This window comes from Croceicoccus ponticola, assembly GCF_004004515.1.
GTDB classification, from domain to species: domain Bacteria; phylum Pseudomonadota; class Alphaproteobacteria; order Sphingomonadales; family Sphingomonadaceae; genus Croceicoccus; species Croceicoccus ponticola.
Map to the genome: position 1 here is coordinate 915,151 of NZ_RXOL01000001.1, position 24,819 is coordinate 939,969.

Genomic DNA, 24,819 nt, shown 5'->3' on the forward strand with positions numbered 1-24,819 from the left:
GGCTGCGTTGGGTTCGGTGCTGTCCACCAACAGGTGCCTATCGTGATTTGCGCCATTGGAAAAGATCGCTATTGCCGGGCACGACGCGCCCTTAGCTCAGCTGGATAGAGCACGGGACTTCTAATCCTGAGGCCAGAGGTTCGAATCCTCTAGGGCGCGCCAAATTCACCGCACCTCGGCGCGTATCGCCACGCTGTTTGATGGGCTTTTCCATGACCTCGACCGCGACTCGGGGGCCTTCCGATAAATTTTTTTCAATTACCGATTAACTACTTTTCGCCCCGGTCAACCCCGGGTTTGCGTCGATTCGTCGACGTTGCAAAACGGTTTACCTTGGTTAATCGGTTCGACACCGGAAACCTTTTCTGCGTTTAGGAATTTTAACGAACAAGTAACGAATTCATGAGGTGCTACTATGTTCACTCCCAGCTATCGCAGCAGTTCGCCTGACCGTTGGACTCTGCCCCGCCCGTTTTCGGACGCGTCGCAGCGCTATGCCAAGTTCGGCGCGCTTCAGCCGATGGATGCGCCCACGTTCTGGGAACGCCTGATCCGCGGCTAATGCCGCCAAGCGCGATATAACGCGAAACAGATAATGAGGAGAGGCCGTCCGGTTCGTCCGGGCGGCCTCTTTCACGTTAGGGTTTCGCGAACCTCGCCATTCAGGCCGTTTCCTGCGCCATCGCGTTCAGCGTGACGTAGTCGATCTTGCCCGTGCCCAGAACCGGCAGCGCTTCGACGATACGGATTTCGCGCGGGATCATCAGTTCGGCGACTCCGTTCGCCTTCGCCCATTTCTGAAGCGCGCGTACTTCGGCATCGGGCGCCGTGGTGAACAGCACCAACTGTTCGCCCTTTTTCGCATCGGGCCGCGTCACGACTGCGCTGGCCGCATCCGGCCAGACTTGCGCTGCATAGCCTTCTACGGCCGGGAGCGAGACCATTTCCCCGCCGATCTTGGCAAAGCGCTTGACCCGGCCGCGAATGGTGACGAACCCTTCGTCGTCGATGGTGACTATGTCGCCGGTGTCGTGCCAGCCGCCCTCGGGCGGATGCAACACGCCCGGATCGTCGGCGAGGTAATAGCCCGCCATGACATTGGGCCCGCGGATAAAGAGCCTGCCGCCCTTTTCCGCGCCAAGATCGATGCCTGGCACGGTATCAAGCCGCTGCTCGATCCCCGGCAGCAAACGGCCGACGGTCCCCGCCTTGTAATGCATTGGCGTATTGACCGCGATGACCGGCGCCGCCTCCGTCGCGCCGTAGCCTTCCAGAATCCGCAGCCCGAACTTGTCGCCATAAGTCCTGCGCGTTTCGTCGCGCACCTTTTCGGCCCCGGCAAAAATGTAGCGCAGCGAATAGAAATCGTACCCGTGCGCCATGCGCGCATAGCCCGAAAGGAACGTGTCGGTCCCGAACATGATCGTCGCGTTGGCATCATAGGCCAGCGCCGGCACGATGCGATAATGCAGCGGGCTGGGATAGAGCACGGTCTTGATCCCGTTCAATACGGGCAGCAACGTGCCGCCGGTCAGCCCGAAACTGTGGAACACGGGCAGCGCGTTCAGCACGACATCGCTCGAATTGAAGTCGATCCGGGACGCCAGCTGAGCGCAGTTGGCAAGCAAGTTGCGATGCGACAGGACGACGCCTTTGGGCACCCCTTCGGATCCGCTGGTAAACAAGATGACGGCGGGCGCATCGGGCGAAATGCGCATTTTGCGATGCCGTCTCTCGATCCGGCCGATGCTGAACATGGACCACAGTTTTTCGAACGTGCCGATCCCGGCAGCGACATCCTCGAGATAGCGGACACCGATCCCGTCGCCTTCCAAGGCGGCGATGGCGCCGCTGAGCTTGGCCTGCTCGACAAAGGCGCGGGCGGTGACGATGGTGCGGATGCGCGCGGTGTGGCACGCCGATTTCAGGTTCGCCTCTCCCACCGTGAAGTTCAGCATGGCGGGCACGCGACCCATGTTCTGCAACCCAAAGAACGCGACCGCGACGCCGTTGACGTTTGGCATCAGCACACCGACCGCCTCGCCAACCTCGGTCCCTTGTGCCAGCCGCTTGCCCAAGAGGGCGGAGCCGATGACCAGCTTGTCATAAGACAGTGCGTTGCGGGTCACGTCCTCCACCACGGGCGCCTTGGCCCCGTGCAAATCGCGCGCTTCGTACAAGGAGGTGAACAGGGTTTTCGACACGTCCGTGGTGTCGAAGATCATCCCGCTCATTTCATCGTATAACCGCCGCCCGGCGATGGCCCGGCGTTCGCGCGCGCTCATCCCACCCTCTATCGCAAAGCGGCGCTGGGGAAGGATGTCGATGGTGATCTTGGGAAACCAGCGCTGGCGAACCTTGCCCTTCAGGCGGCTGAACACGCTGTATTGCGGGCCGTCCAGCCGGATGGGCACGATGGGCGCATCGGCTTTGTCCGCCACCATGCCGGGGCCGTCGAACACCTTCATCAAGGCGCCGGTGACGGTGATGCGCCCTTCGGGGAATATCACCAGCGTGCGCCCTTCGCGAACGGCCTTGACCATCGCCTTCGCCGACATGGGATTGGTCGGATCGACGGGGAAAATCTCGAACAGCTTGAAGAACGGTTTGAGCCACAGGTTGCGCGCAATGGCGGTGTGGACCGCGAACGTCGGCTTGCCCGGCAGAAACGCGCCCAACAGCACGCCGTCCAGAAACGAGAGATGGTTCACCACGACGACTGCCCGTTCGCCGGGAGCGGGCATGTTCTCGATCCCCGTAACCTCTACCCGGTAAAGCGCGCGCAGGACAAAGGCGATCACCTGCTTGAACAGGTATTCGGGCAATAGCCAGATCGACACCGTCGCAACGATCAGCGTCATGACGCCCAGCACGCCGAGGAGCGCGGGCACGTCCATCCCCGCCGCCAATAGCCCGGTCATGATCGCCACCAGCAGCACCGTGACGCCGGCGTTGACGATATTGTTCGCGGCAATCACCCGCGATCTCTCTTCCGGATCGGAATGGATTTGCAGGATCGCATAAAGCGGCACGATGAACATCCCGCCCGACAACGCGATGACCGCCAGATCGGCCAGGATCCGCCATGATCCGGGGGCAGCTAGGAACTGAGCGACATTCGCGCCGGGCGTGGCCGGGCCATAAGCACGGGTGGAAAAAAACAGGTCGATAAGCCCCAGGCCAAGGCCCAGCGCCGAAATCGGCACGAACTTGGCTGAAACCTTTCCGCCCAAAAGACGATTTACCAGTAGCGATCCGATTGCGACGAATAGCGAAAAGATGATGAGGAACAGCGTCACCACTTCCTGTCGGGCGTTCAGCGTGCCGCTGACCAGTGGAGCGAATTCCGAAACGATCACCGCCCCGCAAGCGAAGAACCAGCTGATGCCCAAAATCGCGAGCCAGATCCCGCGGCCGCCCCGCGCGATCGACAGGATCTCCATGGTTCCGCGCCACAAATTGCGTTCGATGCGGTGCCCTGCACGCAGCGGCGGCGCCGATGGGACCGCAAAGGCAGCCAACAGCCCGATAACCGCGAGACCAGTGGCTATCAGCCCGCTTTCCCACGGCGAGATCAGGCCGGCCAGCAGCTGCCCGCCCAATATGGCGATGAAAGTCCCCGCCTCGATCAGGCCGGTACCGCCCATGACTTCTTCGCGCCTCAGGTGCTGCGGCAAGATCGAATATTTGACCGGGCCGAAGAATGCGGAATGCACCCCCATGCCGAACAGGGCAGCCAACAGAATCGGAATCGATTGAAGCCAGAACCCGGCCAGTCCAACCGCCATGATCACGATTTCGGCGCTCTTGACCCAGCGAACCAGCTTCGCCTTGTCGATCGTGTCCGCCACTTGTCCCGCCAGCGCGGAAAACAGGAAATAGGGCAGGATGAACAGGCCGGTCGAGATCGTCGCCAGCATCTCCGCCTTGCCCGGTTCGGCCGAGAAGACAGTGAAGCTGGCCAGGAACAGCAGCGCGAATTTCAGCAGGTTGTCGTTGAAAGCGCCCAGGAACTGGACCGCGAAAATCGGTCCGAAACGACGCTTGGTCAGCAGTGACAGGTCAGGTGCGGCCATCGATCCCCCCAAGGCTCGCGAAAAGTGCGCTTGTAGATCACGGGCCGAGCGCCGCGCTAGCGCATTCGGGGTTAACAATCTTTTCCCGCAATAGCATTTGGCCATGACGGACCACCCGATGGCGACAGCTCCGGCGGGACGGTATCAAGCGCAAGCCGCCCACACCGTAGGATGCGGGCGGGCTTGCGCCTTCGTTCAGCGCATCAACACCAGTTCCTCGGCCATCGACGGATGCAGCGCGACGGTGGCGTCGAAGTCGGCTTTGGTCAGCCCTGCCTTGACCGCGATGGCGGCGGCTTGCAGGATTTCCGGCGCGTCCGGCCCGATCATGTGGAGGCCGAGTACCTTGCCGGTCGGTTCTTCGCAGATGAGTTTGTACAGCCCGCGCTCCTGCCGCTTGGCAAAGACATTCTTCATCGGGCGGAAGTCCGAGGAATAGACCCGGATGTTGCCGTAAGTATTGCGCGCCTCGCCTTCGGTCAGTCCGACCCCGGCCAGTGGCGGCTGCGAGAATACGGCGCTGGGCACGCAGTTGTAGTCGACCGTCGTCGGCTTGCCGCCGAACACGGTGTCGGCAAACGCCTGCCCTTCGCGGATGGCGACGGGTGTCAGCTGGATGCGATCAGTCACGTCGCCCACGGCATAGATGCTGTCGCAGCTTGTCATGCCGTGCTCGTCGACGGCGATCTCGCCCTTTTCGCCCAGTTCGATGCCCGCGCTTGCCAACCCCAGCCCGTCGGTGTTGGGCTTGCGCCCGGTGGCGACCAGCACCTGATCGGCGATCAGCGGGTCCTGTCCTTCGAGATGCACGTCCAGCGCGCCGTCTTCGCGCTTCTCGATCTTGTTGAACGGGCAGTTGAACTTGTACTCGATCCCCCGGCTCATCGTGATCTGCAGCAGGCGGTCGCGTAGCGATTCGTCGTAGCCGCGCAGGATCACGGCGGAACGGTTCACGACCGTCACATGGCAGCCGAGCGCGTTGAAGATGCCGGCAAATTCCAGCGCGATATAACCCGCCCCCGCGATCACCAGCCGCTTGGGCAGTTTGTCGAGATGAAAAACCTCGTTCGAGGTGATGCAGTGCTCCGATCCCTCGAACTGCGGAACGAAGGGCCAGCCGCCCACCGCGACGAGTATATACTTGGCAGTGATCTCGCGCCCGGATGCGAGCTTGACCCTGTGCGGCCCTTCGACAACGGCCCGCTCCATGATCCGTTCGACGCCATGGCTTTCCAGCGTTTTTTCATAAAGCCCGTTCAGCCGGTCGACGTCGTGCAGGACATGATCGCGCAGGCGGTTCCAGTCGAACGTGGCATTTTCGAACGACCAGCCGTAATTTTCGGCATCTTCAAGATCTTCGGCAAAATGGCTGCCATATACGAGCAGCTTCTTGGGCACGCAGCCACGGATGACGCAGGTGCCACCGATCCGATGCTCTTCGGCGACGGCCACTTTCGCGCCGTGTGCGGCAGCCACCCGGGCGGCGCGAACACCCCCCGATCCTGCGCCAATCACGAAAAGATCGTAGTCAAAATCTGCCATGCGAAGCTCCCGTCGTTGGCGCCCCACATAGGGACCTGTGCGAAAAGTGCCAATCGCCGGTGGGTAAGATGCGCCCGCTTGAGAAACCTTATCGTCGGTTCAGCGCTTCAGGCCGGCCGCCGCCAGCAGTGCCTCGGTGCTGGGATCGAAGCCTTCCCCCTCGCCCGCCGCGATTTCGTTGGCGATTTTCTTCCCCAGTTCGACCCCAAACTGATCGAAGGGGTTGATGCCCAACAGAACGGCGTTGGCAAAAGTGCGGTGTTCGTGAAACGCGATCAAAGCGCCCAAGGTCGCCGGGGTCAGCGCATCGCACAGGATCGTCGCCGAAGGGCGATTGCCGGGATAGGCGCGCGCGCCATCGACGCTTTCCGCCCCCGCCATCAGTGCCGCACCTTGTGCGAAACAGTTGGTGAGCAGGATGGCATGATGCGCGGGATCGAGGTCGTGGCCGGGTTGTTTCACCGCGATGAAATCGACCGGCACCTCAATCGTGCCCTGATGCAGCAACTGGAACACCGCGTGCTGCGCATCGGTGCCGACACCCCCCCAGGTGATCGGTGCGGAATTGCGGCCCAGCGGCTTGCCGTCGGCGGTCACCGACTTGCCGTTCGATTCCATCTCCAGCTGTTGCAGGTAATCGGGAAACAGCGCCAGCCGCTCGTCATAGGCAAAACCCGCGCGGGTCTGGCAGCCGCGCAACTGCACGTACATCAGATCGGCAAAAGCCGCGCGCAGCGGGAGGTTCGCAAACCCTTCGGTGTCGGCAAAATGGCGGTCGACCGCGGCTGCTCCCTCAAGGAATTGAGCAAACCCGTCCCAGCCCAGCGCCATCGCGACCGGAAACCCGATCGAGGACCAGAGCGAATAGCGCCCGCCGACGCTTTCGCTGAACGGCAGCACGCGCGTTTCGTCGACGCCCCATTCGACCGCCTTGTCCGGGCTGGCGGTCAGCGCGACGACGCGACCATAGGCATCCGATACGCCCGCTTCCTCCAGCCATTGGATCGCGCTGGCGGCGTTGGTCATCGTCTCGATCGTGGTGAACGTCTTGGAAGCAACGGCGATCATCGTGGTGGCCGGATCGCACACCTCGAAAGCGGCCTCCAGCGCGTTGCCGTCGATGTTAGACACGACATGCACGTCGACCGGCGCGCGAAATTCCGCCGTGGGCCGCGCCAGTGCGTCAACGGCCAGCGCGGGGCCAAGTGCCGATCCGCCGATGCCGATATGGATCAGGTGCTTGACCGGGCCCAGCAGCCCTTCGTGGATCGCTTCGACCAATCCGCGCATGCGCATGTGAAAGGCGTCAGCCAACGCCACGCTTTCGTCCGCGCCCATGCCGCGTTGCGCGGTATGTTCGGCGGCACGCCCTTCGGTGGGATTGGCGATCCCGCCGGTCAGCATGACTTCGCGTGCGCCAGCGAACCCTGCGGCTTGCGCCAATGCCTCGAACGCCGTGATCAGATCGGACGACAAATGCGTCTTCGACCAGTCGAACAGGACGTTGCCGCCCGGTAGTGCCAGACTATCGGTGAACCGGTCGACCCGGTTCGCGTCGGCCGCGAAAAGTGCCTTCAGCGTCTTCATCGGCAACTCTTCCAACCGGTTCCAGCATGCGGCGGCATCCGTCATGAGCGCAGTCGTTCCTTCGTTTTGCTTTGCAACATCGGCTTACTGCCCTATGCCGCCCGGCGATACCAGTAGGCACGGATGAAAGCCTTCGAATGACGTTCAAATTCGGCAGGAATAACGCGGAATCGACCGCCGTGACGGACGGTGCCGCAAATGGCGCCGGAACCGTGAGCAAGGCGAAAAAGGAAGACAGTTTTCCCGTCTTCCTCGTCAAGCTGGCGGTGGTGGTGTTCATCTTCCGCAGCTTCGTCTTTTCACCCTTTTCGATACCTTCGGAATCGATGCTGCCGCGGCTGTTGATCGGGGATTACCTGCTCGCGGCAAAGTGGTCCTATGGCTACAACCGCTATTCGCTGCCGTTTTCGCTGCCGCTGATCCCGGGGCGGATTTTGGCGAGCACGCCCGATCGCGGCGACATCGCGGTGTTCAAGGCGCCACCGACGGCGGAACTGGATTATATCAAGCGCGTGATCGGCCTGCCGGGCGACCAGATCCAGATGCGCGACGGCATACTCTACATCAACGGCGACGCGGTGCCGAAACGCCGGATCGACGACTTCGTCTTGCCGGTGACGCAGAATATGTTGGACGCGGCGGTTTCCGACGGTCGCATTTCGCCCTGTGCCGGCGCTCAGTTCGAAGAACGCGACGGCGAAGCCCGCCTTGCCTGCCGCTATCCTCGCTTCGTCGAAACCTTGCCCGAAGGTACGAGCTATGAAGTGCTCGACCTGACCACCGTGCCGCAGGATACAACCCGCGTCTTCACCGTGCCCGAAGGCCATCTGTTCATGATGGGCGACAATCGCGACAATTCCGAAGACAGCCGCTTTCCTGCCGAAATCGGCGGCGGGGTTGGGATGGTCCCGATGGAAAACCTTGTTGGCAAGGCACAGATCATGATGTGGTCGACCGACGGATCCTCCAAATGGCTGCTGCCGTGGACATGGTTCACCGCCGCGCGCTGGAACCGCATCGGCGGGACTTTCTAAGGCCGGTCATGAAGTTGAACGACGAAACCTTCGACTGGCTGGCCGAACAGGCCGGTACGGCGCCGCGCAATGCCACGCTGTGGCAAGAAGCTCTGACTCACGGCAGCATGGGCGAAACGATCGATTACCAACGGCTCGAATTCCTGGGCGACCGGGTTCTCGGGCTGGTGATCGCGGAATGGCTTTACGAACGCAACGACGGCGCGGAAGGCAAGCTTTCGCAGCGGCTCAACGCGCTTGTCAGCCGGGAAAGCTGCGCGCGGGTCGCCCGGGACATCGAACTGCAGCGGCACATGCGGCTGGGTAAGCAGGCGCGCGCCGACGGCGGCCTGGACAGCGACAACATACTTGGCGACATTATCGAATCGCTGATCGGCGCCTGCCTGCTCGATCACGATTTTTCGACGGCGCGCGGCATGGTGCGCAAATGGTTCGCCGACGAAGTCGAAGGCCGCGCCGGACAGCGCAAGCATCCCAAGTCGGCCTTGCAGGAATGGGCGGCGGGCAATCGGCGCAAGCCTCCCGAATATGAACTGGTCGAACGCTCCGGCCCCGATCATGCTTCGCGCTTTACGGTGCGGGTCAGCGTGAACGGAGTCGGCGAAGCCTTTGGCGAAGGCGATTCCAAGCAGCAGGCCGAAACCGCCGCTGCTGAAAGGTTTCTTGATGAACACGGATAATACCGAAACCCGTTGCGGCGTCGTCGCTGTCATCGGTGCGCCCAACGCCGGCAAATCGACGCTGGTCAATGCGCTGGTCGGCCAGAAGGTCGCGATCACCAGTCCCAAGGCGCAGACGACCCGCGCGCGGCTGCTGGGCATTGCGCTGCTCGAACGCACGCAGATGGTGCTGGCCGACACGCCCGGCATTTTCGCGCCCAAACGGCGCCTCGACCGCGCGATGGTCTCCGCCGCATGGGAAGGCGCAGAGGCGGCCGACGCGATCATGTTGGTGGTCGACAGCGTGAAATTGCGCCGGCACGAACTTGAACCCCTGCTCGAACGGCTTGCGCACCGGTCCGAACGCAAGCTGCTGGTGCTGAACAAGGTCGACGCCGCGAAAAAGGAAGCGCTGCTGGTGCTGGCACAAGACCTTGCCGCCAAGGGAAACTTCGACGAGATCTTTTTTATCTCTGCCCTGACTGGCGACGGCGTACCCGAATTGAAGGCGCAATTGGCCGGCATGATGCCAGAAGGGCCGTGGCTCTATCCTGAAGACCAAGTTTCCGACGCATCCGAACGCCTGCTCGCCGCCGAAGTCACCCGCGAACAGCTCTATCGCCAGCTTCGCGACGAGCTTCCCTATGACAGCGCGGTCCGGCCCGAATCCTATGTCGAACGTCCCGACGGCAGCGTCGAGGTTCGGCAGCAGATCGTCGTCGGCCGCGACACCCAGAAAGCCATCGTGCTGGGCAAGGGCGGTTCGCGGATCAAGGCCATCGGCGAGGCGGCCCGTAACGAATTGTCAGAACTTCTGGGTCAGAAAGTCCACCTGTTCCTTCATGTGAAGGTGGAGGAAAACTGGGCCGAAGATCGGGAGTTCTACGAAGTGCTGGGACTGGACTGGGTGAAGTGAACGAAGGCGCCACGGCGGTTCATGAGGTTACCGCCGAACTGACGCCTTACGATGCGCTGGAAGCGGCGCCTCACGCGATCGCGCCGGTTGTCGGACGAACGTGGTTCATGGTCGCGTTTCCCGTGCTTTGCGCGATCCTGGGCATCGCGCTGGTGATTGTGCTCACCCCGACGGTCACCGCTGCCTTGTTCATGCTCAACCCCGCGATCGCCATCATGGCGGTCCCGCTCATGTCCACGATCACCGCAGTCGCCGCGGTGATCGGTTACGTCCAAGGTCAGGGCTTCGCCTATAACGAACATCGCCGCCGCTTCCTTGCCGGGATGCATCGGCGCGGAATGCCGGTGACATTGAAAACCCGATACGCCATCACGCCCGAAGCGTTGGAGATTGAGCACGATCGAATGAAATACCGCGTGGGTTGGAACTCCATCTCGCAGGTTGTCGAAACGAAAGCGGCATGGGTGTTGCAGGTCGATCTGAGCAGCTTCTGCCTGCCTCGCATCGCGTTTGACGATAAACCGTCTGAACGGGCGTTCGTGGCCGCGCTGCTCGACAATGTCAGCGTGGCGACCCGCGAACGCAGCGCCGATGCAGTGGCTTTCGCCAAAGCCGATTAAATCAACAGCTCAGTCTCAGCCTGTCTCTGCTGTTTCCGCACGGTGTTGAACCGCACCATCGAAGCCATCGCCGCCAGAACCAGCATTCCCGCCGCCACGATGCCCGGAACCGCGCCTTCGCCCAGCCCCAGCGCCAGCAAAAGTCCGACGGCCGTGGCCGCACACGCCTGACCGAACAGGCGCACGGTCTGCATCGTTCCGCCAATCGACGCCGTCCGGTCATGCGGTACGCTGCCGACGATTAGCCGCGAATTGGGCGCGATGAAAAATCCGAAGCCCATGGCAAAGATGACCAGCCGCCAAGTCACGTCCATTGCGCTGGAATCATCAGGCATTAACGCCAGCAGGATCAGCCCGACGACCGCGACCGACAGGCCAGACACGCCCAGCTTCGAAGGCGCGATCCGGTCGGATAGCCAGCCCGATACCGGGTTCACGAACATCAGCGTCAGCGGGATCGGGACCAGCAACAGGCCGACCTCGTCCGGCGCGAAGCCCATGACCTGTTCGAGCCGGAACGGTAGCGACACGATGATCAGCCCAGTGCCGATGAACGCCACAAAGGCGGCTAACAGAGACAGGCCGATGACGGGCTTGGAGAGGAGATCGACTGGCACAACAGGCTCTTCGCGCCGCCGTTCGCGCCTGACGAGAAGGACCAGAGAGACGACCCCGGCCACCACGACGGCGATGCCCAAGGCTGCGGACGAATGACTGGCCAATTGCACACCGCCGATCAGCATGGCCATCGTCGCCGCGACCCATAACGCCCCCTTCAGGTCGCCCGCCGCCGGTTTCCTTTCGCCAGATGGCAGGGCGCTCCCCAACACGAGCGACACGAGCGCAAGCGGCGCGGCGATCACGAAAATCCACTGCCAGTCGAAATGCGCAAGGATATATCCGCCCAGCGTCGGCGCAACGGCTAGACTGCTGGTGATGACCACGCTGTTGAAGCCCAGCCCGGACCCGAGACTTTTGGAGGGATAGATCGCGCGTAAAAGGGCAACCGAGACGGCCAGCCCCATCGTCGCACCGGCCCCCTGCACTGCCCTCAGGATCAGCAGTTGCGCCAGGCTGTCGACAAAGAAACAGGCCGCCGACGAAACGCAGAAAACGACTTGCCCCGCCTGATAAAGCCGCCGGAGCCCGAGCCGCTGGCCAAGGCTGGACATCGGCAACAACCCCATGACGAGGACAAGCTGATAAACGACGATGACATTGGTCGCCACGCCCGGCGTGACGGCAAGCTCGCGAGAAAGCGTCGGCAGCGCGACATTGGCGATCGCGCCGTCGATGACAAGAAGTGCATTGCCGAACGAAATCGCGGCGATGGCAAGCAGGCGACGGGGCATGGGCAGCCCCGCGAAACCATCATCGCCCAGGCGTTTGCGCTTTGACGAACGCGGTCGCGCGACGTTCTGGACTTCGGGTTCAGGTGCGTCGGTCACATCGCTCATGTCATTACGCAATTGCAGCATGGTCGGGTAACCAGCGCAAAGGTTGGCGGTTCCTTCGCGCCGGATCTATCGTTTAATCGGCGTCTATTTCCTCGCCTTTTGCCGCCGTTGCCGCCTTCTTGGGCGCGGCCTTTTTCTTGGGTGCAGCCTTTTTGGCCGCCGCCGCTGGCTTCTTCGCGGCGGTCTTTTTCGGAGCGGCCTTCTTCTTGGCCTTTTTCTTTGCCGGGGCCTTGGCCGCCCGTTCGGTGATCAGGCGTACAGCATCTTCCTCCGTCACATCCTCAGGTTTCATGTCGCGCGGGATTGTGGCGTTGGTCGTGCCGTCGGTGACATAGGGCCCATAGCGTCCGGCAAGCAGCTTGATTTCACCGCCGCTTTCGGGATGCGCGCCGAACGTCTTGAGCGGTTCGGCCGCGGCGCGAGTCCCGCGACCGCCGCGGTTCTGCGCTTCGGCCAGCATCGTGACGGCCGCGTTCATGCCGGTGTCGAACACGTCGATCGTGCTGGTCAGCTTCGCATACTTCCCGTCATGTCGCAGGTATGGCCCGTACCGCCCTATATTTGCTTCGATTTCCTTGCCAGATTCAGGATGCTCTCCAACGATCCGGGGCAGCGAAAGCAGCTTGACCGCCCATTCGAGATCAAGTTCCGGGATATCCTTCGGGATCGATGCGCGCGCCGCTTCCTTGCCTTCGCCCATCTGGATGTAGGGGCCGTAACGCCCGGTCTTGCGCAGGATGTCCTCGCCCGTTTCGGGGTGTTGGCCGACAAGGCCGTCGCCGCCTTCTTCGCCGTCGGCCCCCGGCTGGCCGAAGCCGCGCGTATATTTGCATTCGGGATAGTTCGAACAACCGATAAACGGCCCGTTGCGGCTGCCGCGCAGCGAGAGGCGACCGCCATCGCGCCCCGCTTCAGCACACAGCGGACACTGGCGCGGTTCGCTACCGTCGTCCTTGGGCGGGAACAGGTAATCCTGCAGGAAAACGTCCAGCTCCGCCGTGATCTGCGACGGCTGCTGCTCCATCACCTCGTCGGATTTGGGCTTGAAATCACGCCAGAAAGCTTCGAGCACGGCATGCCAGTCGGCGCGGCCGCCAGACACGTCGTCAAGCTCTTCCTCCATGCCAGCCGTGAAGTCATAAGCGACGTAGCGTTCGAAATAACGCTCCAGAAATGAGGTTAGGAGCCGTCCGGAATCCTCTGCGAAGAAACGGTTTTTTTCGGTTCGGACGTAATCGCGATCCTTCAGCACCTGAATGACCGAGGCATATGTCGACGGACGCCCGATGCCGAGCTCTTCCATCCGCTTGACGAGGCTCGCTTCGGAAAAGCGCGGCGGCGGCTGGGTGAAATGCTGGGTCGCGTCGACGCCCTTTTTCGCCGGCCGGTCGCCCGACTTCATGAAAGGCAACAGGCCTTCGTCGTCATCCTCGCCCTTCTGGTCCATTCCTTCTTCGTAGACCGCAAGGAAGCCGGGGAATTTCACGACCTGCCCGGTTGCGCGCAATTCGTTCTGTCCGGTTCCATCGCGGAGCGTAACAGTCGTGCGTTCCAGCGCGGCGGACGCCATCTGGCTCGCCATCGCACGCTTGTAGATCAGGCTGTACAGCTTTGCCGCGTCGCCCGATCCTGCGTGATCCTTGGTGAAATCGGTCGGCCGGATCGCCTCGTGCGCCTCTTGTGCGTTCTTGGCCTTGGTCTGGTAGATCCGCGGCTTTTCCGGGAGGTAATGGCCCGAAAAGCGGTCCGAAATCGCCTTGCGCGCATCGCTGATCGCGCCCGGGTCCATCTGCACCCCGTCGGTCCGCATATAAGTGATCGCGCCCTGCTCATACAGGCCCTGCGCCAACCGCATCGTGTGGCTCGCCGAATATCCCAGCTTGCGCGCGGCTTCCTGTTGCAGCGTCGATGTCGTGAACGGCGGGGCTGGGTTGCGGCGCTGCGGCTTGGTCTCGACATTCTCGACAGTGAAGAGACCGTCCTCGACCGCCTTCTTCGCCCGCATGGCAATGCCTTCTTCGCCAAGGCTCAGGCGTTCGATCTTCTCGCCTTCGAACTTAACAAGCCGGGCGTCGAACGCCGTGCCGTCATGTTCCAGGTGAGCGAGGACGTTCCAATATTCCTGTGGGCGGAACGCTTCGATCTCGCGCTCCCGCTCCACGATCAGGCGCAATGCGACCGATTGCACGCGGCCGGCTGACTTTGCACCAGGAAGCTTGCGCCACAGGATGGGCGACAGGGTAAATCCGAACAGGTAGTCCAGCGCGCGGCGGGCGAGATAGGCGTCGATCAGGTCGCGATCCAGCTCGCGCGGGGCGGCCATCGCCTCGGTCACCGCTTTCTTGGTGATCGCGTTGAACGTGACGCGCGCGACTTCCTTGGGCAGCGCCTTGCGCTTGGCCAAAAGCTCTTGCACGTGCCACGAAATCGCCTCGCCCTCGCGGTCAGGGTCGGTCGCGAGGATCAGTCGGTCGGCCTGTTTGGCCAGATCGGTGATGGCGCGGACCTGCTTCTGCTTGTCGCCGTAAAGCTCCCAGTCCATCGCAAAGTTTTCGTCCGGGCGGACCGAACCATCCTTGGGCGGCAGATCGCGGACGTGGCCATAGCTGGCGAGGACCTTGTAGTCGGCCCCGAGGTACTTTTCGATTGTCTTCGCCTTGGCCGGCGACTCGACGATAACCAGTTGCATTCGATGAATTCCCGAGCGCGGGGCGGGAAGCCCTACGCGTATACGCGTGAATCTGGGAACCGGCCCCTTCACCCGTCAAGGCGATAAAGCAAGTCCGGGTTAAGAGGTTCAGCCGGTGAGTGAGACCTTTCCCCCGGCGTGACGGGTCAACCGCCCCGCCAGTTCGAGTTCGAGCAGCGCCAGTTGCACCGCCGCGGGGCTGTCGCCGCTGGCCCTGACGATCTCGTCCACCGGGACCGGCGCAGTGGACAAAAGGTCTTCGATATCGGCGGGTTCGTCCGACCCTATTTGATCTGGTTCGACCCCCTCAAACTCGTCCCGCTCTTCGCGGAAGGTGCTGCGCGGTTCGCCCGTGAACCCGTCGAGCAGTTCGATCACGTCCTCCGGCGTCTGGACGAGGATCGCGCCTTCGCGGATCAGCTGGTTGCACCCACGCGCCCGTCCGTCGAGCGGGTTGCCTGGAATGGCCATGACCTCGCGCCCCGCCTCTCCCGCGAGGCGGGCGGTGATGAGGCTGCCCGAACGCGGCGCGGCTTCGACTACCAGCGTGCCAGAGCACAACCCCGCGATGATGCGGTTGCGGCCCGGGAAATGGCGTGCCTGCGGCTCCACACCCGGCGGTTGTTCGGCGATCAGCACGCCTTCGCTGGCGATCCGTTCCTGCAATTCTGCATGCTGGGGCGGATAGGCGACGTCGATGCCGCCTGCGATCACCGCTGCCGTCGCCCCGCTGGCCAGCGCCCCTTCGTGCGCCGCGCCGTCGATCCCGCGAGCGAGCCCCGAAACGACCAGCCTGCCGCTTGCGGCCAGCGCGTCTGCAAAATGCCGCGCCAGTTTCAGCGCCGCCGCACTGGCATTGCGCGCGCCGACGATGGCGACCGCCGGGCGTTCGAACAGTGCGACATCCCCGCGATAAGTCAGGATCGGCGGCGCATAAGGCGCAATGCGCAGCAGTTCGGGATAGGCCGGATCGTCATGGAACAAGTATCGAGTCCCTGCCGCGCGCACCGCAGCGATCTCGGCGCGGATCGTATCGGCATTGGCCGCCACCTGCCGCCTGCCGCCGCGCGCCGCCAGATCGGGCAACGCGTCGAGCGCGGCCATCGCCGTGCCAAAACGGGTGAGCAGCTGGCGAAAGCTGACCGGCCCGACATTCGCCGTGCGCAGCAGTCTAATTCGGGCGAAGGCCTCTTCCTGCGTGATGGGCATTTCAGGCGCGGCTCAGCCCTTCTTGCCGATGCGCGGTTCCCGGCCGGTCAGCAACCGACGGATATTGTCGCGGTGTCGCCACAGTACGATCAACCCCATCGCCATCAGCGCCGGGCCATAAACCTGATAGCCCAGAACCTGCGCCGCGATCGGGGCCGCAATCGCCGCGCTCATCCCGCCGGCCGAAGAAATCCGCGTCGCCGCCAGCACGACCACCCAGACTACCGCGAACACCAGCCCGATGGTCCAGCTAAGCCCAAGGCACACGCCCATCATGGTCGCCACGCCCTTGCCGCCACGAAACCGCAGCCAAATCGGATAACAATGCCCGACGATCGCCGCGACGCCAGCCACTGCTTCCATCCCAGGCCAGAAACCGCGGGCGAGAAAGACGACGACAAAGCCCTTGGCCAGGTCGAGCAGCAGCGTCGCCGCCGCAAGCCCCTTGCGCCCGGTACGCAGCACGTTGGTCGCCCCGGTCCCGCCGGAGCCGATGGCATGCAGGTCGCCCGCCCCGGCCAGCCGGGTCAGGACCACGCCGAACGGGATCGAGCCAAGCACATAGCCGAGTATCATGGCCGAAATCAGCGCGGTGACGGACACTATGGTGCATTCCTCTGTTCCGGCCGTCGAGCCGGGTTGTCGTCACGTGCTAGCGCCATGATGTTACGGGCACAAGCAACCGCCGCTCGCGTTAGCAAACCCTGCTTGCCATCTGTGAACCCGCCCGCCATGCAACTCATTATGCCCGAACCGGTTTCCGCGCCTGCGCCCGACGCTCCGATCCTGATCTTCGATTCCGGAGTAGGCGGACTGTCGGTGCTCGACGCCGTGCGCGCGGCATTGCCCGATGCGCCGCTGATCTATGCCGCCGATACCGCCGGTTTGCCCTATGGCGGCAAAAGCGAGGCGGAGATCGCCGCGCGTGTCGCCGGGCTGCTGGGCCGGATGTCGGAACGGTTTCACCCGCGCCTTGCCTGCATTGCGTGCAACACGGCCAGCACCATCGCGCTGGGCATGGTGCGCGACGTGCTCAACATCCCGATCGTCGGCACCGTCCCCGCCATCAAACCCGCCGCGGCGATGACGCAAACCGGCACGATCGGCCTCATCGGGACCGAAGCGACGATCAGGCAAGCCTATGTCGACAATCTCGAGGCTGAGTTTGCGTCCGACAAGACACTGCTACGCCTTGCCGCACCCGATCTTGTCGCCGCGGCAGAAGCGAAGTTGCGCGCAGAGCCTGTAGACATGGCCGCCATCCACAAGGCGGCGCAGGACCTGACCGCCATGGCCAAAGGCAAGCGGATCGACGTGCTGGTGCTGGCCTGCACCCATTTCCCGCTGCTGGCCGACGAATTGCACGAAGCGTTCGGCCCGGATGTGAGAATGATCGACGGCGCACAGGGCATTGCGCGGCGCATCGCGCATCTCACGAAGGGTCAGGAATTTGCTCGGTCCAGTCCCGACCGGGCCGTGTTCACAAGCGACGGCGGCCGCATAAATCCGCTTCGCCCCGCGCTGGCCGCTAGGGGAATCGACGAAATCATCGTCCTTTAGGCCAATTTGACCTCGCGCAAGGAAGCGATAGCCATGGGCGGGCAAGAGACGTCAGGGTAGCCCGTGCCGAATGGGCGAACGGCGGCTGGACCGATCGTTTTCGGCGCGGCGGGCAAGAAATTCATAGAGCCGGCCGATCCCGGCGACGCAAAGTTTTTGCAAGGAGAGGTTCGATGGACTATGGGCGCCAAGGACAGGACGGGCTTCGGCTGGTTGACCCGGATGCCGTCCATTGCGCCGCTGGCCATTCGAATAATTACGGAAGCGCTTCTGTGAACTACGATCAGGTTTTCGATCAGGCAATCGAACGGCTCCATACAGAGGGCCGGTACCGCGTTTTCATCGACATCCTGCGCAACAAGGGTTCCTACCCCAATGCGCGCTGCTTTGCCGGACACAACGGGCCAAAGCCGATCACCGTGTGGTGTTCGAATGACTACCTCGCCATGGGCCAGCATCCCAAGGTCGTGGAAGCGATGGAAAAGGCGTTGCACGACGTCGGCGCAGGGTCTGGCGGCACGCGCAACATCGGCGGCAACACGCATTACCATATCGAGCTTGAGCACGAGCTGGCCGATCTTCACGACAAGGAAGGCGCGCTGTTGTTTACCAGCGGCTACGTCTCCAACGACACGACGCTGTCGACGCTGGGCAAGCTGCTGCCGGGCTGCGTGATCTTTTCCGACGAGCTGAACCACGCCAGCATGATCGCGGGCATCCGCAATTCGGGCTGCGCAAAGCGCGTGTTCCGTCACAACGACCTCGAACACCTTGAAGAACTGCTCGCCGCCGAAGATGAAGCGGTGCCCAAGCTGATCGCGTTCGAAAGCGTCTATTCGATGGACGGCGATGTCGCCCCCATCCACGCGATATGCGACCTTGCGGACAAGTACAACGCCCTGACCTACATCGACGAAGTCCACGCGGTCGGCATGTACGGCGCACGCGGCGGCGGCATTTCCGAACGGGACAAGGCCGCACACCGCATCGACATCATCGAAGGCACGCTGGGCAAGGCGTTCGGCGTGATGGGCGGCTATATCGCAGCGGATCGGAAGATCATCGACTGTGTGCGCAGCTATGCGCCGGGGTTCATTTTCACGACTTCGCTTTCGCCGGTGCTGGTCGCGGGCGTTCTGGCCAGCGTGAAGCATCTGAAGAGCAGCAGCGTTGAACGCGAGGGGCAGCAGGCTTCGGCCGCATTCCTGAAGCAGGCGATGCGCGACGCAGGGCTGCCGGTCATGGATTCGACCACGCATATCGTTCCATTGATGGTGGGCGATCCGGTGCGGGCGAAGAAGATCAGCGACATCCTGCTCGCCGAATATGGCGTCTACGTCCAGCCGATCAATTTCCCGACCGTGCCCCGCGGGACCGAGCGCTTGCGCTTCACCCCCGGGCCGGCGCACACGCGGCAAATGATGACCGACCTGGTCGCCGCGCTGCGCGAAATCTGGGAACGCATGGAACTCAGGCTGGCGGCCTGACGTTTTGGGCGATCCCGACGATCTGGTCGGCATCGGACTTGATGCGACGTCCGGCACTCATCGTCGCGAAAAAAAGTCGCATGTCGGCATAGCGACCCGCATCCGCTTGCGTTCTCTTTGCGCAAGCGCGGTCGATCAGGCTTTCTTCGACGAAATCGTCCAACTGGCGAACCTCGAAGAACTCACGATGGAATGGCCTATCACGGCGACCGATATTTCGGGCATCGTCGCGCTAAAGAAGCTCCGCAAGCTGAGGCTCGATTCCCCACGCAACGTGACCGACTTCGCGCCTCTGACGCGCCTCCCCAAGCTTGTCGAGCTCGATATCGAGAATGCGAAACACCTGTTCGACCTGACGTGGTTGCGGCCTCTGCGTGACCGGCTGGACGTGCTCGGCATCGATGGATCGATCAATACCGCGCAAAAAGTGAAGAGCCTCGAACCGCTCGACGGTTTCGCTTTCCGCAAGCTGACGCTGACCAACGTAAGGCTTGAGGACAAGGATCTTGGCCCGCTGATAACCTGCCGGAACCTGGTCGATTTTCACTGCGCCCGTTTCCTGGCGCAAAAGGAAGACTTCCTGCGATTGGCCGATGCGCGGCCCGACCTGAAGTGCCAGTGGTTCAACCTGGACCTGTGGGAGCGGCGTATTTGACGCCTGAGGGGCACGAGTGACCCCTGTCAGAAATTAGCCGAGATAAATCAGCGTGATGCCGACCGCGTTTGTAGCCATGTGCGCGGCGATGCAGGGCAACAGGCGGCAACCACACGCGACATAGAGCAGGCCGAAGATCAGTCCGATCGCCCCGGTCGAAAGGACGCCCGACCATCCCTGATACATGTGCGCGATCCCGAACACGCAGGCCGACACGATCGCCAGCGGCAGTGCCACCTGCTCTCCGAACACCTTGCGCCCCCAGCCGATCACATGACCGCGGAACACGATTTCTTCGACCACGCCGCCGAACCCCAGCCCGACGGCCATCAGGATCAGATAGTTCCGCATATTGCCCCGGACCGCGTCGAAATCGGAAAGATCGACGGGATCGCCGGTCCACGCCGCCAGCAGCGGTTCGATGACAAGGCTGAAGGTAAGGCCCGTCATGACACCCACGATCGTGCCGAACAGCACCGACAGGGCCGGCGAACGCCAAGCCATCGCGAATGTCGGCCCGCGAGAGGCCGGGAACAGCACCAGCGACAGGACGACGCAGGCCAGTGCGAACAAGACTCCGATCCCCGGCACGATGGCTGCGGAGACCAGCACTGCGCCAAGCATGCCAACCTGAAGGCTGCGGTTTTCGCGTATCGGCATGGTCGTGCCCTTTCCCTCGCCCGGTATCGTCGCGACCCACCGTGCGCGGCGGCCATTATAGCCCGAACTGGCCCGGCGCCTAATCCGCCGCGCAAATCCTTTGTCTCGCAGCCTCGTATTCGCGCGCGAGCTTGGCCACACGCTCTCGCGCCGGGACCACGGCATCGACCGCGCCGATGCCATGTCCGCTGCCCCAGATGTCCTTCCACGCCTTGGCAGAGGCTTTTTCGTCCGTTGCCGCGGCGAAATCCATGGCGGCGGGATCGGGCGCGCCCAGCTTGTCCGGGTCCATCCCTGCCCGGACGATCGACGGGCGCAGGTAATTGCCGGGAATGCCGGTGAAATAGTCCGAATAGACGATGTCGGCAGAGTTGGAATCGACGAGCATCTGCTTGTATTCCGGGACCGCCACCGCTTCCTCGGTCGCGATGAAGGCCGAACCGATATAGGCAAGGTCCGCTCCCATCGCCTGCGCCGCCAGCACGGCGTCACCGGTGGCGATGGAGCCGGATAGCGCGACCGCCCCATCGAACCACTGGCGGATTTCGCCGATCAGGGCGAAGGGCGAGATTGTGCCGGCGTGCCCACCTGCTCCGGCAGCGACTGCGATCAGGCCGTCGGCGCCCTTCTCGATGGCCTTGCGCGCAAAGCGGTCGTTGATGATGTCATGCAGGACGAGGCCGCCATAGGAATGGACCGCTTCGTTGACGTAAGTCTGCGCACCGAGCGAGCTGATGACGATGGGGACTTTGTGCTTCACGCAAAGCGCCAGGTCCGCTTCGACGTGCGGATTGCTGCGATGGACGATCAGATTGACCGCATAGGGCGCGTCTTCTTCGGTCAGTTCGCTGTTCAGCCGTTCCAGCCAATGCTCGAACTCGCCCTCCTTGCGCGCGTTGAGCGAGGGGAAGGCTCCAACCACCCCGGCGCGGCATTGCGCCAGCACGAGATCGATCTGGGAAACGATGAACATCGGCGAGGCGATGACCGGCAGCTTCAGCCGGCGGGCAAGAATTTCGGGCAGCGACATGGGCGGACGCGATCTCCACTGGCGGTACGTTTGAAGTTAGCACCGATGTGGTGCCCGCCTGAGAACGCCGGCGCAAGTGTCAGGACATGAACAGGGCCGTGGCGCCGATCGCGTTGAAAGTCATGTGAGCGACAATCGGCGGCAAGACCCGTCGATCGCACAAGAGATAAAGCGTGCCCAACACGAACCCGGCAATCCCGGTCACGACCGCGCCGGCCATGCCGTAACCCATATGCGCCCAGCCGAACACCACGCTCGACAACAACATCAGCAGCGGCGCGAAACCTTTGCCGAAAACGTGCGAGCCCCAGCCCACGACATAACCGCGAAAGATCACTTCCTCGACTATGGCACTGCCCAGCGCGATCGCGAGCGTTATGGCGAAAACGAGCGGATTGCCCGCCACCTGCTCCCGCCCGCTGATATCGATACCGCGACCGAACCAGCCTTCGACCAGCGGGCGCACGAAATTGGCGATACACCATGCCAGCGCGGCCCCTACCGCCATGCCGACGGCGATGGACGGCAAACGTCCTCTCCACACCATCGCCAGCGTCGGTTTGCGCGAGCTTGCGAAGAATGCCAGCCCGATCACCGCAAGCGCGATGGATGCAAGAATACCCATCCCCGGCCAGAGCAGGACGGGCAAGAGCGGCATCAGGCACGCAATCGCGGCCAGCAGAGAGGCAAGAGCCTTGGCGGGGGTCGAAGACATGGCGGACGTCCTAAAGCGGCAAGGCTAACAGGGCCTTACCGCTTCAGGAAATCACATGCAGCAAAAAGCGTCAGCGAAGCGAGACGACATTGTCCGAAACGCGCGGATCTTCACGGTCCCCGCGATAGAGGCTGCTCATTGGTTCGTCCGACACGACCGCCACGGGGCCGGTTCCGAAACCGTTGAACCCGGTGCGCATGGCCGCGCCATAGGCGCCGAGCATCCCGACTTCGATATAGTCGCCCGCCTTGATGTCGCCGGGCAGCTGGAAGGGGCCTTCCATGTAATCGGCGTCGTCGCAGGTCGGGCCATAAAAAGCGAAATCCTCCGCCTCAACGTCGTTGCCTGCCGCGCCGTCGGCCGCGATGCGGCGAACCGGAAAACGCCAGCCGATATGGGCGGCATCGAACAGTGCGCCATAGGCACCGTCGTTGACGAACAGTTCGTTGCCGCGGCGCTTTTCCACGCGCACGATCATCGAATTGTATTCCGCGCAGAGCGCACGGCCGGGCTCGCACCACAGTTCTGCGTTATAGGCGATGGGCAGCGCATAGAAGTGCTGGTGGATGATCTTGAAGTAGTCTTCGAGCGGCGGCGGCTCCATGCCCGGATAGACCGACGGAAAGCCTCCGCCGACATCGATCATGTCGATGACGACGCTGGCTTCGGCGATAGCCGCGCGCACGCGCTCCAGCGCCTGAACATAGGCGAACGGGGTCATCGCCTGAGACCCGACGTGGAAACACACGCCCAGCCAGTCGGCGACCTGCCGGGTTGCCTGCAGCAAACTGGCCGCATCGGTCAGTTCGACGCCGAACTTGGCCGCGAGCGAGAGCTCCGAATATTCGGAAGACACGCGAAGCCGCACACAAAGGCGCAGGTCCGTGGCGTCCTTCGTCGCACGCGCGATCTTCTCGAGCTCTTCAACCGAATCGAGGCTGAAGGTCTTGCACCCGTGCTGGAAATAAGCCTCTTCGATCGCACGCTCGGTCTTTACCGGGTGCATGAAGCAAAGTGTCGCCTCAGGGAGCGTTTCGCGCACCAGCCGCACTTCGGCGATGGAGGCAACGTCGTAGTGCGTGACGCCCGATTCCCACTGGATCCGCAGCAGCTCTGCCGAAGGGTTGGCCTTCACCGCATAGAGCACCTTGCCCGGAAACTTCTCCACAAAGAAGCGGGCCGCCCGCGCAGCGGCGTGCGGGCGATTGAGGATGACCGGTTCGTCCGGAGCGAGGTCGCGGACTACAGCAGTGGCGTCGGGATGAATGTGCAATTCAAGGGACCCCCAAAACGGTTCGTTCAAAAAAGCTGCCTTGCGGTTTGGAAGTCCCCTTGGGGCAGCGAGGGGCGCATATAAGCCAGCGGTGATGAACTGCAAGTTTAAATCGCGGTTCGAGCCCGGGTTTTTGGTGACAGATCGGTGACAAATATCCCCTACGGATGCGCAATCGCGCAAACGTCGCCTGTCCGGAAACTGATCAATCTGGACACATGCCAATCGAACGGATTGCTGCACCAAGCCGTTCCGCCGCAAGCCGCAGGATGTGTGTCAGATGCGGTGGACTGCTCTGTCCGGCGCTTTGCCAGATCAGCCGTGCAAACCGTTCGAAGTCGTGCCTTGCGACAGCGCCCGGGACACCATCATGTACAAGTCGCCGCCCTCGTTCGCCGCGATCGGGCCAACATCGCGGTAACAGCATTTGCGCAAGGTTGCTTCGCCCAACGGGAAAAGAGGTTCTGGCTGGGTGTCGATTATTTCGCGCAGACGCCGATCGTCGGCATCGCGATCGCCGCTCAGATCGCCTAGTCGTTCGAGCACCACCGGCACTGCGGCGGGTGTTCGTTGGGTGTCGAGCGCCGACAACAGCAGCAATCCTTCGATCGAGGTCGCGCGCGGCAGCGTGACACCCTTCATCAATACGATCAGCGGTGTGCGACCGACCGGATCGAACAGGAAGACGTAAAGGTTGCCAGCCATCGGGAACATCCAGCCGGTGAAAGTGAGCCCTGCCCCTTCCATAACGACATCGATCATGCCCTTGTCGTTTGCCCGGAACATCCCGTAATCGTGAAACAGTTCGCCCGGCATCACCACCGATGGCCGTGTCGTCCGCCAGAAACCTTCGTAGGTCTGGGTCTTGTACGCGATTTCAGGTGCGGAGGTGGCCACGATCTTGGCGAAGGGCCCGTCGGCGCTCATCACAACGTCGGTTATCTGATCGTTGCGCTCGGCTATGCCGATGCGATGCGCCAGCGCCTCTCGCTCCCGATACCAGTCGGCAAGCGTCAGCGCGGGGAAGTGCTTGCGAAATATGGTCGTCAGCTTGGCGAGATTATGTTCACCAGGGTGGATCGCTCCGTTTGCCCATCGCCCGACCAGCGATTTGTCGACACCCACTTCCTGGGCGAGCCCAACGCGGCTGAGCGAGCTGGCTTTCAACAACATGACGAGTTTTGCGGCGAGATCGGGAACACGTTCCATGGGGCGAAAGTAACTCGTTTGCGCAACAATGCAACCTGGTTGCAGACTGGTTGCAACTAAATGCGCACTTCGATGCAACTCGTTATCGAGATATTTCAATGCGAAGATTACGCGCGTTGCGATACCGATTGGGGGATTGGTATCGTCGGGTCGCAGCCCGGTCGTGCTCTTAGGACATGATGACGAATGCATGCGGTGCCGGATTTTTGGTTCGGCACTGCTGCTTGAATTGCCGGCGCCTGTTCCAACGCTGACAATTCTGTGGCGAGGAGGATGCGATTGCAGCCTGCGCGATGGCGACAAGGGCCTATGGCCTGATCGATTCGCACCTGGCCGACACGGATTGGCGTGAGCGGTTCGTGGTCGAGGGTTGAATTGAAGGCGCTTACCCCGTTTGTCCGGACGGTGGTTCAGCGTTTCAGTGGCTGAATGGTGAAAACC

At 62.5% G+C, this 24,819-nt stretch carries 20 protein-coding genes and 1 tRNA gene; 9 read left to right on the forward strand and 12 right to left on the reverse strand.

Features of this window, described 5'->3' with window-relative positions; genetic code table 11:
* Positions 1–85: 85 nt before the first annotated feature.
* Positions 86–162, forward strand: a tRNA-Arg gene (locus EKN06_RS04370).
* 253 nt (positions 163–415) lie between these two features.
* Positions 416–562 (forward strand): hypothetical protein, encoded by a 147-nt coding sequence (locus EKN06_RS15585; protein ID WP_164843927.1) that lies wholly within the window; start codon positions 416–418, stop codon positions 560–562.
* A 100-nt stretch (positions 563–662) separates the two neighbouring features.
* Here the strand turns inward: EKN06_RS15585 and EKN06_RS04375 are convergent, their stop codons facing one another.
* From EKN06_RS04375 to pgi, 3 genes are all read right to left on the reverse strand, one after another.
* Entirely contained in the window at positions 663–4,076 is a 3,414-nt protein-coding gene (locus EKN06_RS04375) for an acyl-[ACP]--phospholipid O-acyltransferase (RefSeq protein ID WP_240654596.1), read from the reverse strand.
* Between the two features lie 195 nt (positions 4,077–4,271).
* Positions 4,272–5,618, reverse strand: coding sequence for a glutathione-disulfide reductase (gene gorA / locus EKN06_RS04380; protein WP_127611609.1), 1,347 nt, complete (start codon positions 5,616–5,618; stop codon positions 4,272–4,274).
* 99 nt (positions 5,619–5,717) lie between these two features.
* Entirely contained in the window at positions 5,718–7,250 is a 1,533-nt protein-coding gene (gene pgi / locus EKN06_RS04385; protein ID WP_127611610.1) for a glucose-6-phosphate isomerase, read from the reverse strand.
* Between the two features lie 167 nt (positions 7,251–7,417).
* Here pgi and lepB point away from each other — a divergent pair, with 167 nt between their 5' ends.
* Genes lepB through EKN06_RS04405 form a run of 4 tightly spaced genes read left to right on the forward strand, consistent with a single transcriptional unit; the run spans position 7,418 to position 10,434 of the window.
* Positions 7,418–8,239: a signal peptidase I gene (lepB, locus tag EKN06_RS04390; RefSeq protein ID WP_420810779.1), complete on the forward strand. Its 822-nt coding sequence runs from the start codon at positions 7,418–7,420 to the stop codon at positions 8,237–8,239.
* Between the two features lie 8 nt (positions 8,240–8,247).
* Positions 8,248–8,919 (forward strand): ribonuclease III, encoded by a 672-nt coding sequence (rnc, locus tag EKN06_RS04395; RefSeq protein ID WP_240654597.1) that lies wholly within the window; start codon positions 8,248–8,250, stop codon positions 8,917–8,919.
* A complete protein-coding gene (gene era / locus EKN06_RS04400) occupies positions 8,906–9,814 on the forward strand; it encodes a GTPase Era (RefSeq protein WP_127611612.1) in 909 nt (302 codons plus the stop codon). Before rnc ends, era begins: the two co-directional genes overlap by 14 nt.
* Positions 9,811–10,434, forward strand: coding sequence for a YcxB family protein (locus EKN06_RS04405; protein ID WP_127611613.1), 624 nt, complete (start codon positions 9,811–9,813; stop codon positions 10,432–10,434). The genes era and EKN06_RS04405 overlap by 4 nt, the downstream gene beginning before the upstream one ends.
* On the opposite strand, the gene EKN06_RS04410 is transcribed toward EKN06_RS04405, so the two are convergent.
* The 4 genes from EKN06_RS04410 to plsY form a co-directional block, all read right to left on the reverse strand.
* Positions 10,431–11,912 carry an MFS transporter gene (locus EKN06_RS04410; RefSeq protein WP_240654598.1) on the reverse strand — a complete coding sequence of 494 codons (1,482 nt, stop codon included), beginning with the start codon at positions 11,910–11,912 and terminating at the stop codon, positions 10,431–10,433. The two genes, EKN06_RS04405 and EKN06_RS04410, sit on opposite strands and share 4 nt — an antisense overlap.
* Positions 11,913–11,964: 52 nt before the next feature.
* The gene (topA, locus tag EKN06_RS04415; protein ID WP_127611615.1) at positions 11,965–14,580 is read right to left on the reverse strand and encodes a type I DNA topoisomerase; all 2,616 of its coding nucleotides are present in this window, start codon (positions 14,578–14,580) and stop codon (positions 11,965–11,967) included.
* A gap of 108 nt (positions 14,581–14,688) precedes the next feature.
* Positions 14,689–15,789, reverse strand: a complete 1,101-nt coding sequence (gene dprA, locus EKN06_RS04420) for a DNA-processing protein DprA (protein WP_127611616.1) — start codon at positions 15,787–15,789, stop codon at positions 14,689–14,691.
* Positions 15,790–15,801: 12 nt separating this feature from the next.
* Positions 15,802–16,365, reverse strand: coding sequence for a glycerol-3-phosphate 1-O-acyltransferase PlsY (gene plsY / locus EKN06_RS04425; RefSeq protein ID WP_127611988.1), 564 nt, complete (start codon positions 16,363–16,365; stop codon positions 15,802–15,804).
* A 156-nt stretch (positions 16,366–16,521) separates the two neighbouring features.
* Here plsY and murI point away from each other — a divergent pair, with 156 nt between their 5' ends.
* The 3 genes from murI (at position 16,522) to EKN06_RS04440 (ending at position 19,491) form a co-directional block, all read left to right on the forward strand.
* Positions 16,522–17,349 carry a glutamate racemase gene (gene murI, locus EKN06_RS04430; protein WP_127611617.1) on the forward strand — a complete coding sequence of 276 codons (828 nt, stop codon included), beginning with the start codon at positions 16,522–16,524 and terminating at the stop codon, positions 17,347–17,349.
* 272 nt (positions 17,350–17,621) lie between these two features.
* On the forward strand, positions 17,622–18,836 hold the full coding sequence (gene hemA, locus EKN06_RS04435) for a 5-aminolevulinate synthase (protein WP_127611989.1): 1,215 nt from the start codon (positions 17,622–17,624) through the stop codon (positions 18,834–18,836).
* A 4-nt stretch (positions 18,837–18,840) separates the two neighbouring features.
* A complete protein-coding gene (locus tag EKN06_RS04440; protein ID WP_127611618.1) occupies positions 18,841–19,491 on the forward strand; it encodes a hypothetical protein in 651 nt (216 codons plus the stop codon).
* A gap of 33 nt (positions 19,492–19,524) precedes the next feature.
* Here the strand turns inward: EKN06_RS04440 and EKN06_RS04445 are convergent, their stop codons facing one another.
* The 5 genes from EKN06_RS04445 to EKN06_RS04465 form a co-directional block, all read right to left on the reverse strand.
* Positions 19,525–20,151, reverse strand: a complete 627-nt coding sequence (locus EKN06_RS04445; RefSeq protein ID WP_164843928.1) for a CPBP family intramembrane glutamic endopeptidase — start codon at positions 20,149–20,151, stop codon at positions 19,525–19,527.
* A 79-nt stretch (positions 20,152–20,230) separates the two neighbouring features.
* Positions 20,231–21,181, reverse strand: a complete 951-nt coding sequence (locus tag EKN06_RS04450; protein WP_127611620.1) for an NAD(P)H-dependent flavin oxidoreductase — start codon at positions 21,179–21,181, stop codon at positions 20,231–20,233.
* 79 nt (positions 21,182–21,260) lie between these two features.
* Positions 21,261–21,896 carry a CPBP family intramembrane glutamic endopeptidase gene (locus tag EKN06_RS04455; RefSeq protein WP_127611621.1) on the reverse strand — a complete coding sequence of 212 codons (636 nt, stop codon included), beginning with the start codon at positions 21,894–21,896 and terminating at the stop codon, positions 21,261–21,263.
* 70 nt (positions 21,897–21,966) lie between these two features.
* Positions 21,967–23,169, reverse strand: a complete 1,203-nt coding sequence (locus tag EKN06_RS04460) for an alanine racemase (protein ID WP_127611990.1) — start codon at positions 23,167–23,169, stop codon at positions 21,967–21,969.
* A gap of 315 nt (positions 23,170–23,484) precedes the next feature.
* Positions 23,485–24,378: a helix-turn-helix domain-containing protein gene (locus EKN06_RS04465; RefSeq protein ID WP_127611622.1), complete on the reverse strand. Its 894-nt coding sequence runs from the start codon at positions 24,376–24,378 to the stop codon at positions 23,485–23,487.
* Positions 24,379–24,819 lie beyond the last annotated feature (441 nt).

Coding starts and splice junctions, on each gene's coding strand:
- EKN06_RS15585 (WP_164843927.1), top strand. CDS start 416: ATGTTCACTCCCAGCTATCGCAGCAGTTCGCCTGACCGTTGGACTCTG.
- EKN06_RS04375 (WP_240654596.1), bottom strand. CDS start 4,076: ATGGCCGCACCTGACCTGTCACTGCTGACCAAGCGTCGTTTCGGACCG.
- gorA (WP_127611609.1), bottom strand. CDS start 5,618: ATGGCAGATTTTGACTACGATCTTTTCGTGATTGGCGCAGGATCGGGG.
- pgi (WP_127611610.1), bottom strand. CDS start 7,250: ATGACGGATGCCGCCGCATGCTGGAACCGGTTGGAAGAGTTGCCGATG.
- rnc (WP_240654597.1), top strand. CDS start 8,248: ATGAAGTTGAACGACGAAACCTTCGACTGGCTGGCCGAACAGGCCGGT.
- era (WP_127611612.1), top strand. CDS start 8,906: ATGAACACGGATAATACCGAAACCCGTTGCGGCGTCGTCGCTGTCATC.
- EKN06_RS04410 (WP_240654598.1), bottom strand. CDS start 11,912: ATGCTGCAATTGCGTAATGACATGAGCGATGTGACCGACGCACCTGAA.
- topA (WP_127611615.1), bottom strand. CDS start 14,580: ATGCAACTGGTTATCGTCGAGTCGCCGGCCAAGGCGAAGACAATCGAA.
- dprA (WP_127611616.1), bottom strand. CDS start 15,789: ATGCCCATCACGCAGGAAGAGGCCTTCGCCCGAATTAGACTGCTGCGC.
- plsY (WP_127611988.1), bottom strand. CDS start 16,365: ATGATACTCGGCTATGTGCTTGGCTCGATCCCGTTCGGCGTGGTCCTG.
- murI (WP_127611617.1), top strand. CDS start 16,522: ATGCAACTCATTATGCCCGAACCGGTTTCCGCGCCTGCGCCCGACGCT.
- EKN06_RS04445 (WP_164843928.1), bottom strand. CDS start 20,151: ATGCCGATACGCGAAAACCGCAGCCTTCAGGTTGGCATGCTTGGCGCA.
- EKN06_RS04450 (WP_127611620.1), bottom strand. CDS start 21,181: ATGTCGCTGCCCGAAATTCTTGCCCGCCGGCTGAAGCTGCCGGTCATC.
- EKN06_RS04455 (WP_127611621.1), bottom strand. CDS start 21,896: ATGTCTTCGACCCCCGCCAAGGCTCTTGCCTCTCTGCTGGCCGCGATT.
- EKN06_RS04465 (WP_127611622.1), bottom strand. CDS start 24,378: ATGGAACGTGTTCCCGATCTCGCCGCAAAACTCGTCATGTTGTTGAAA.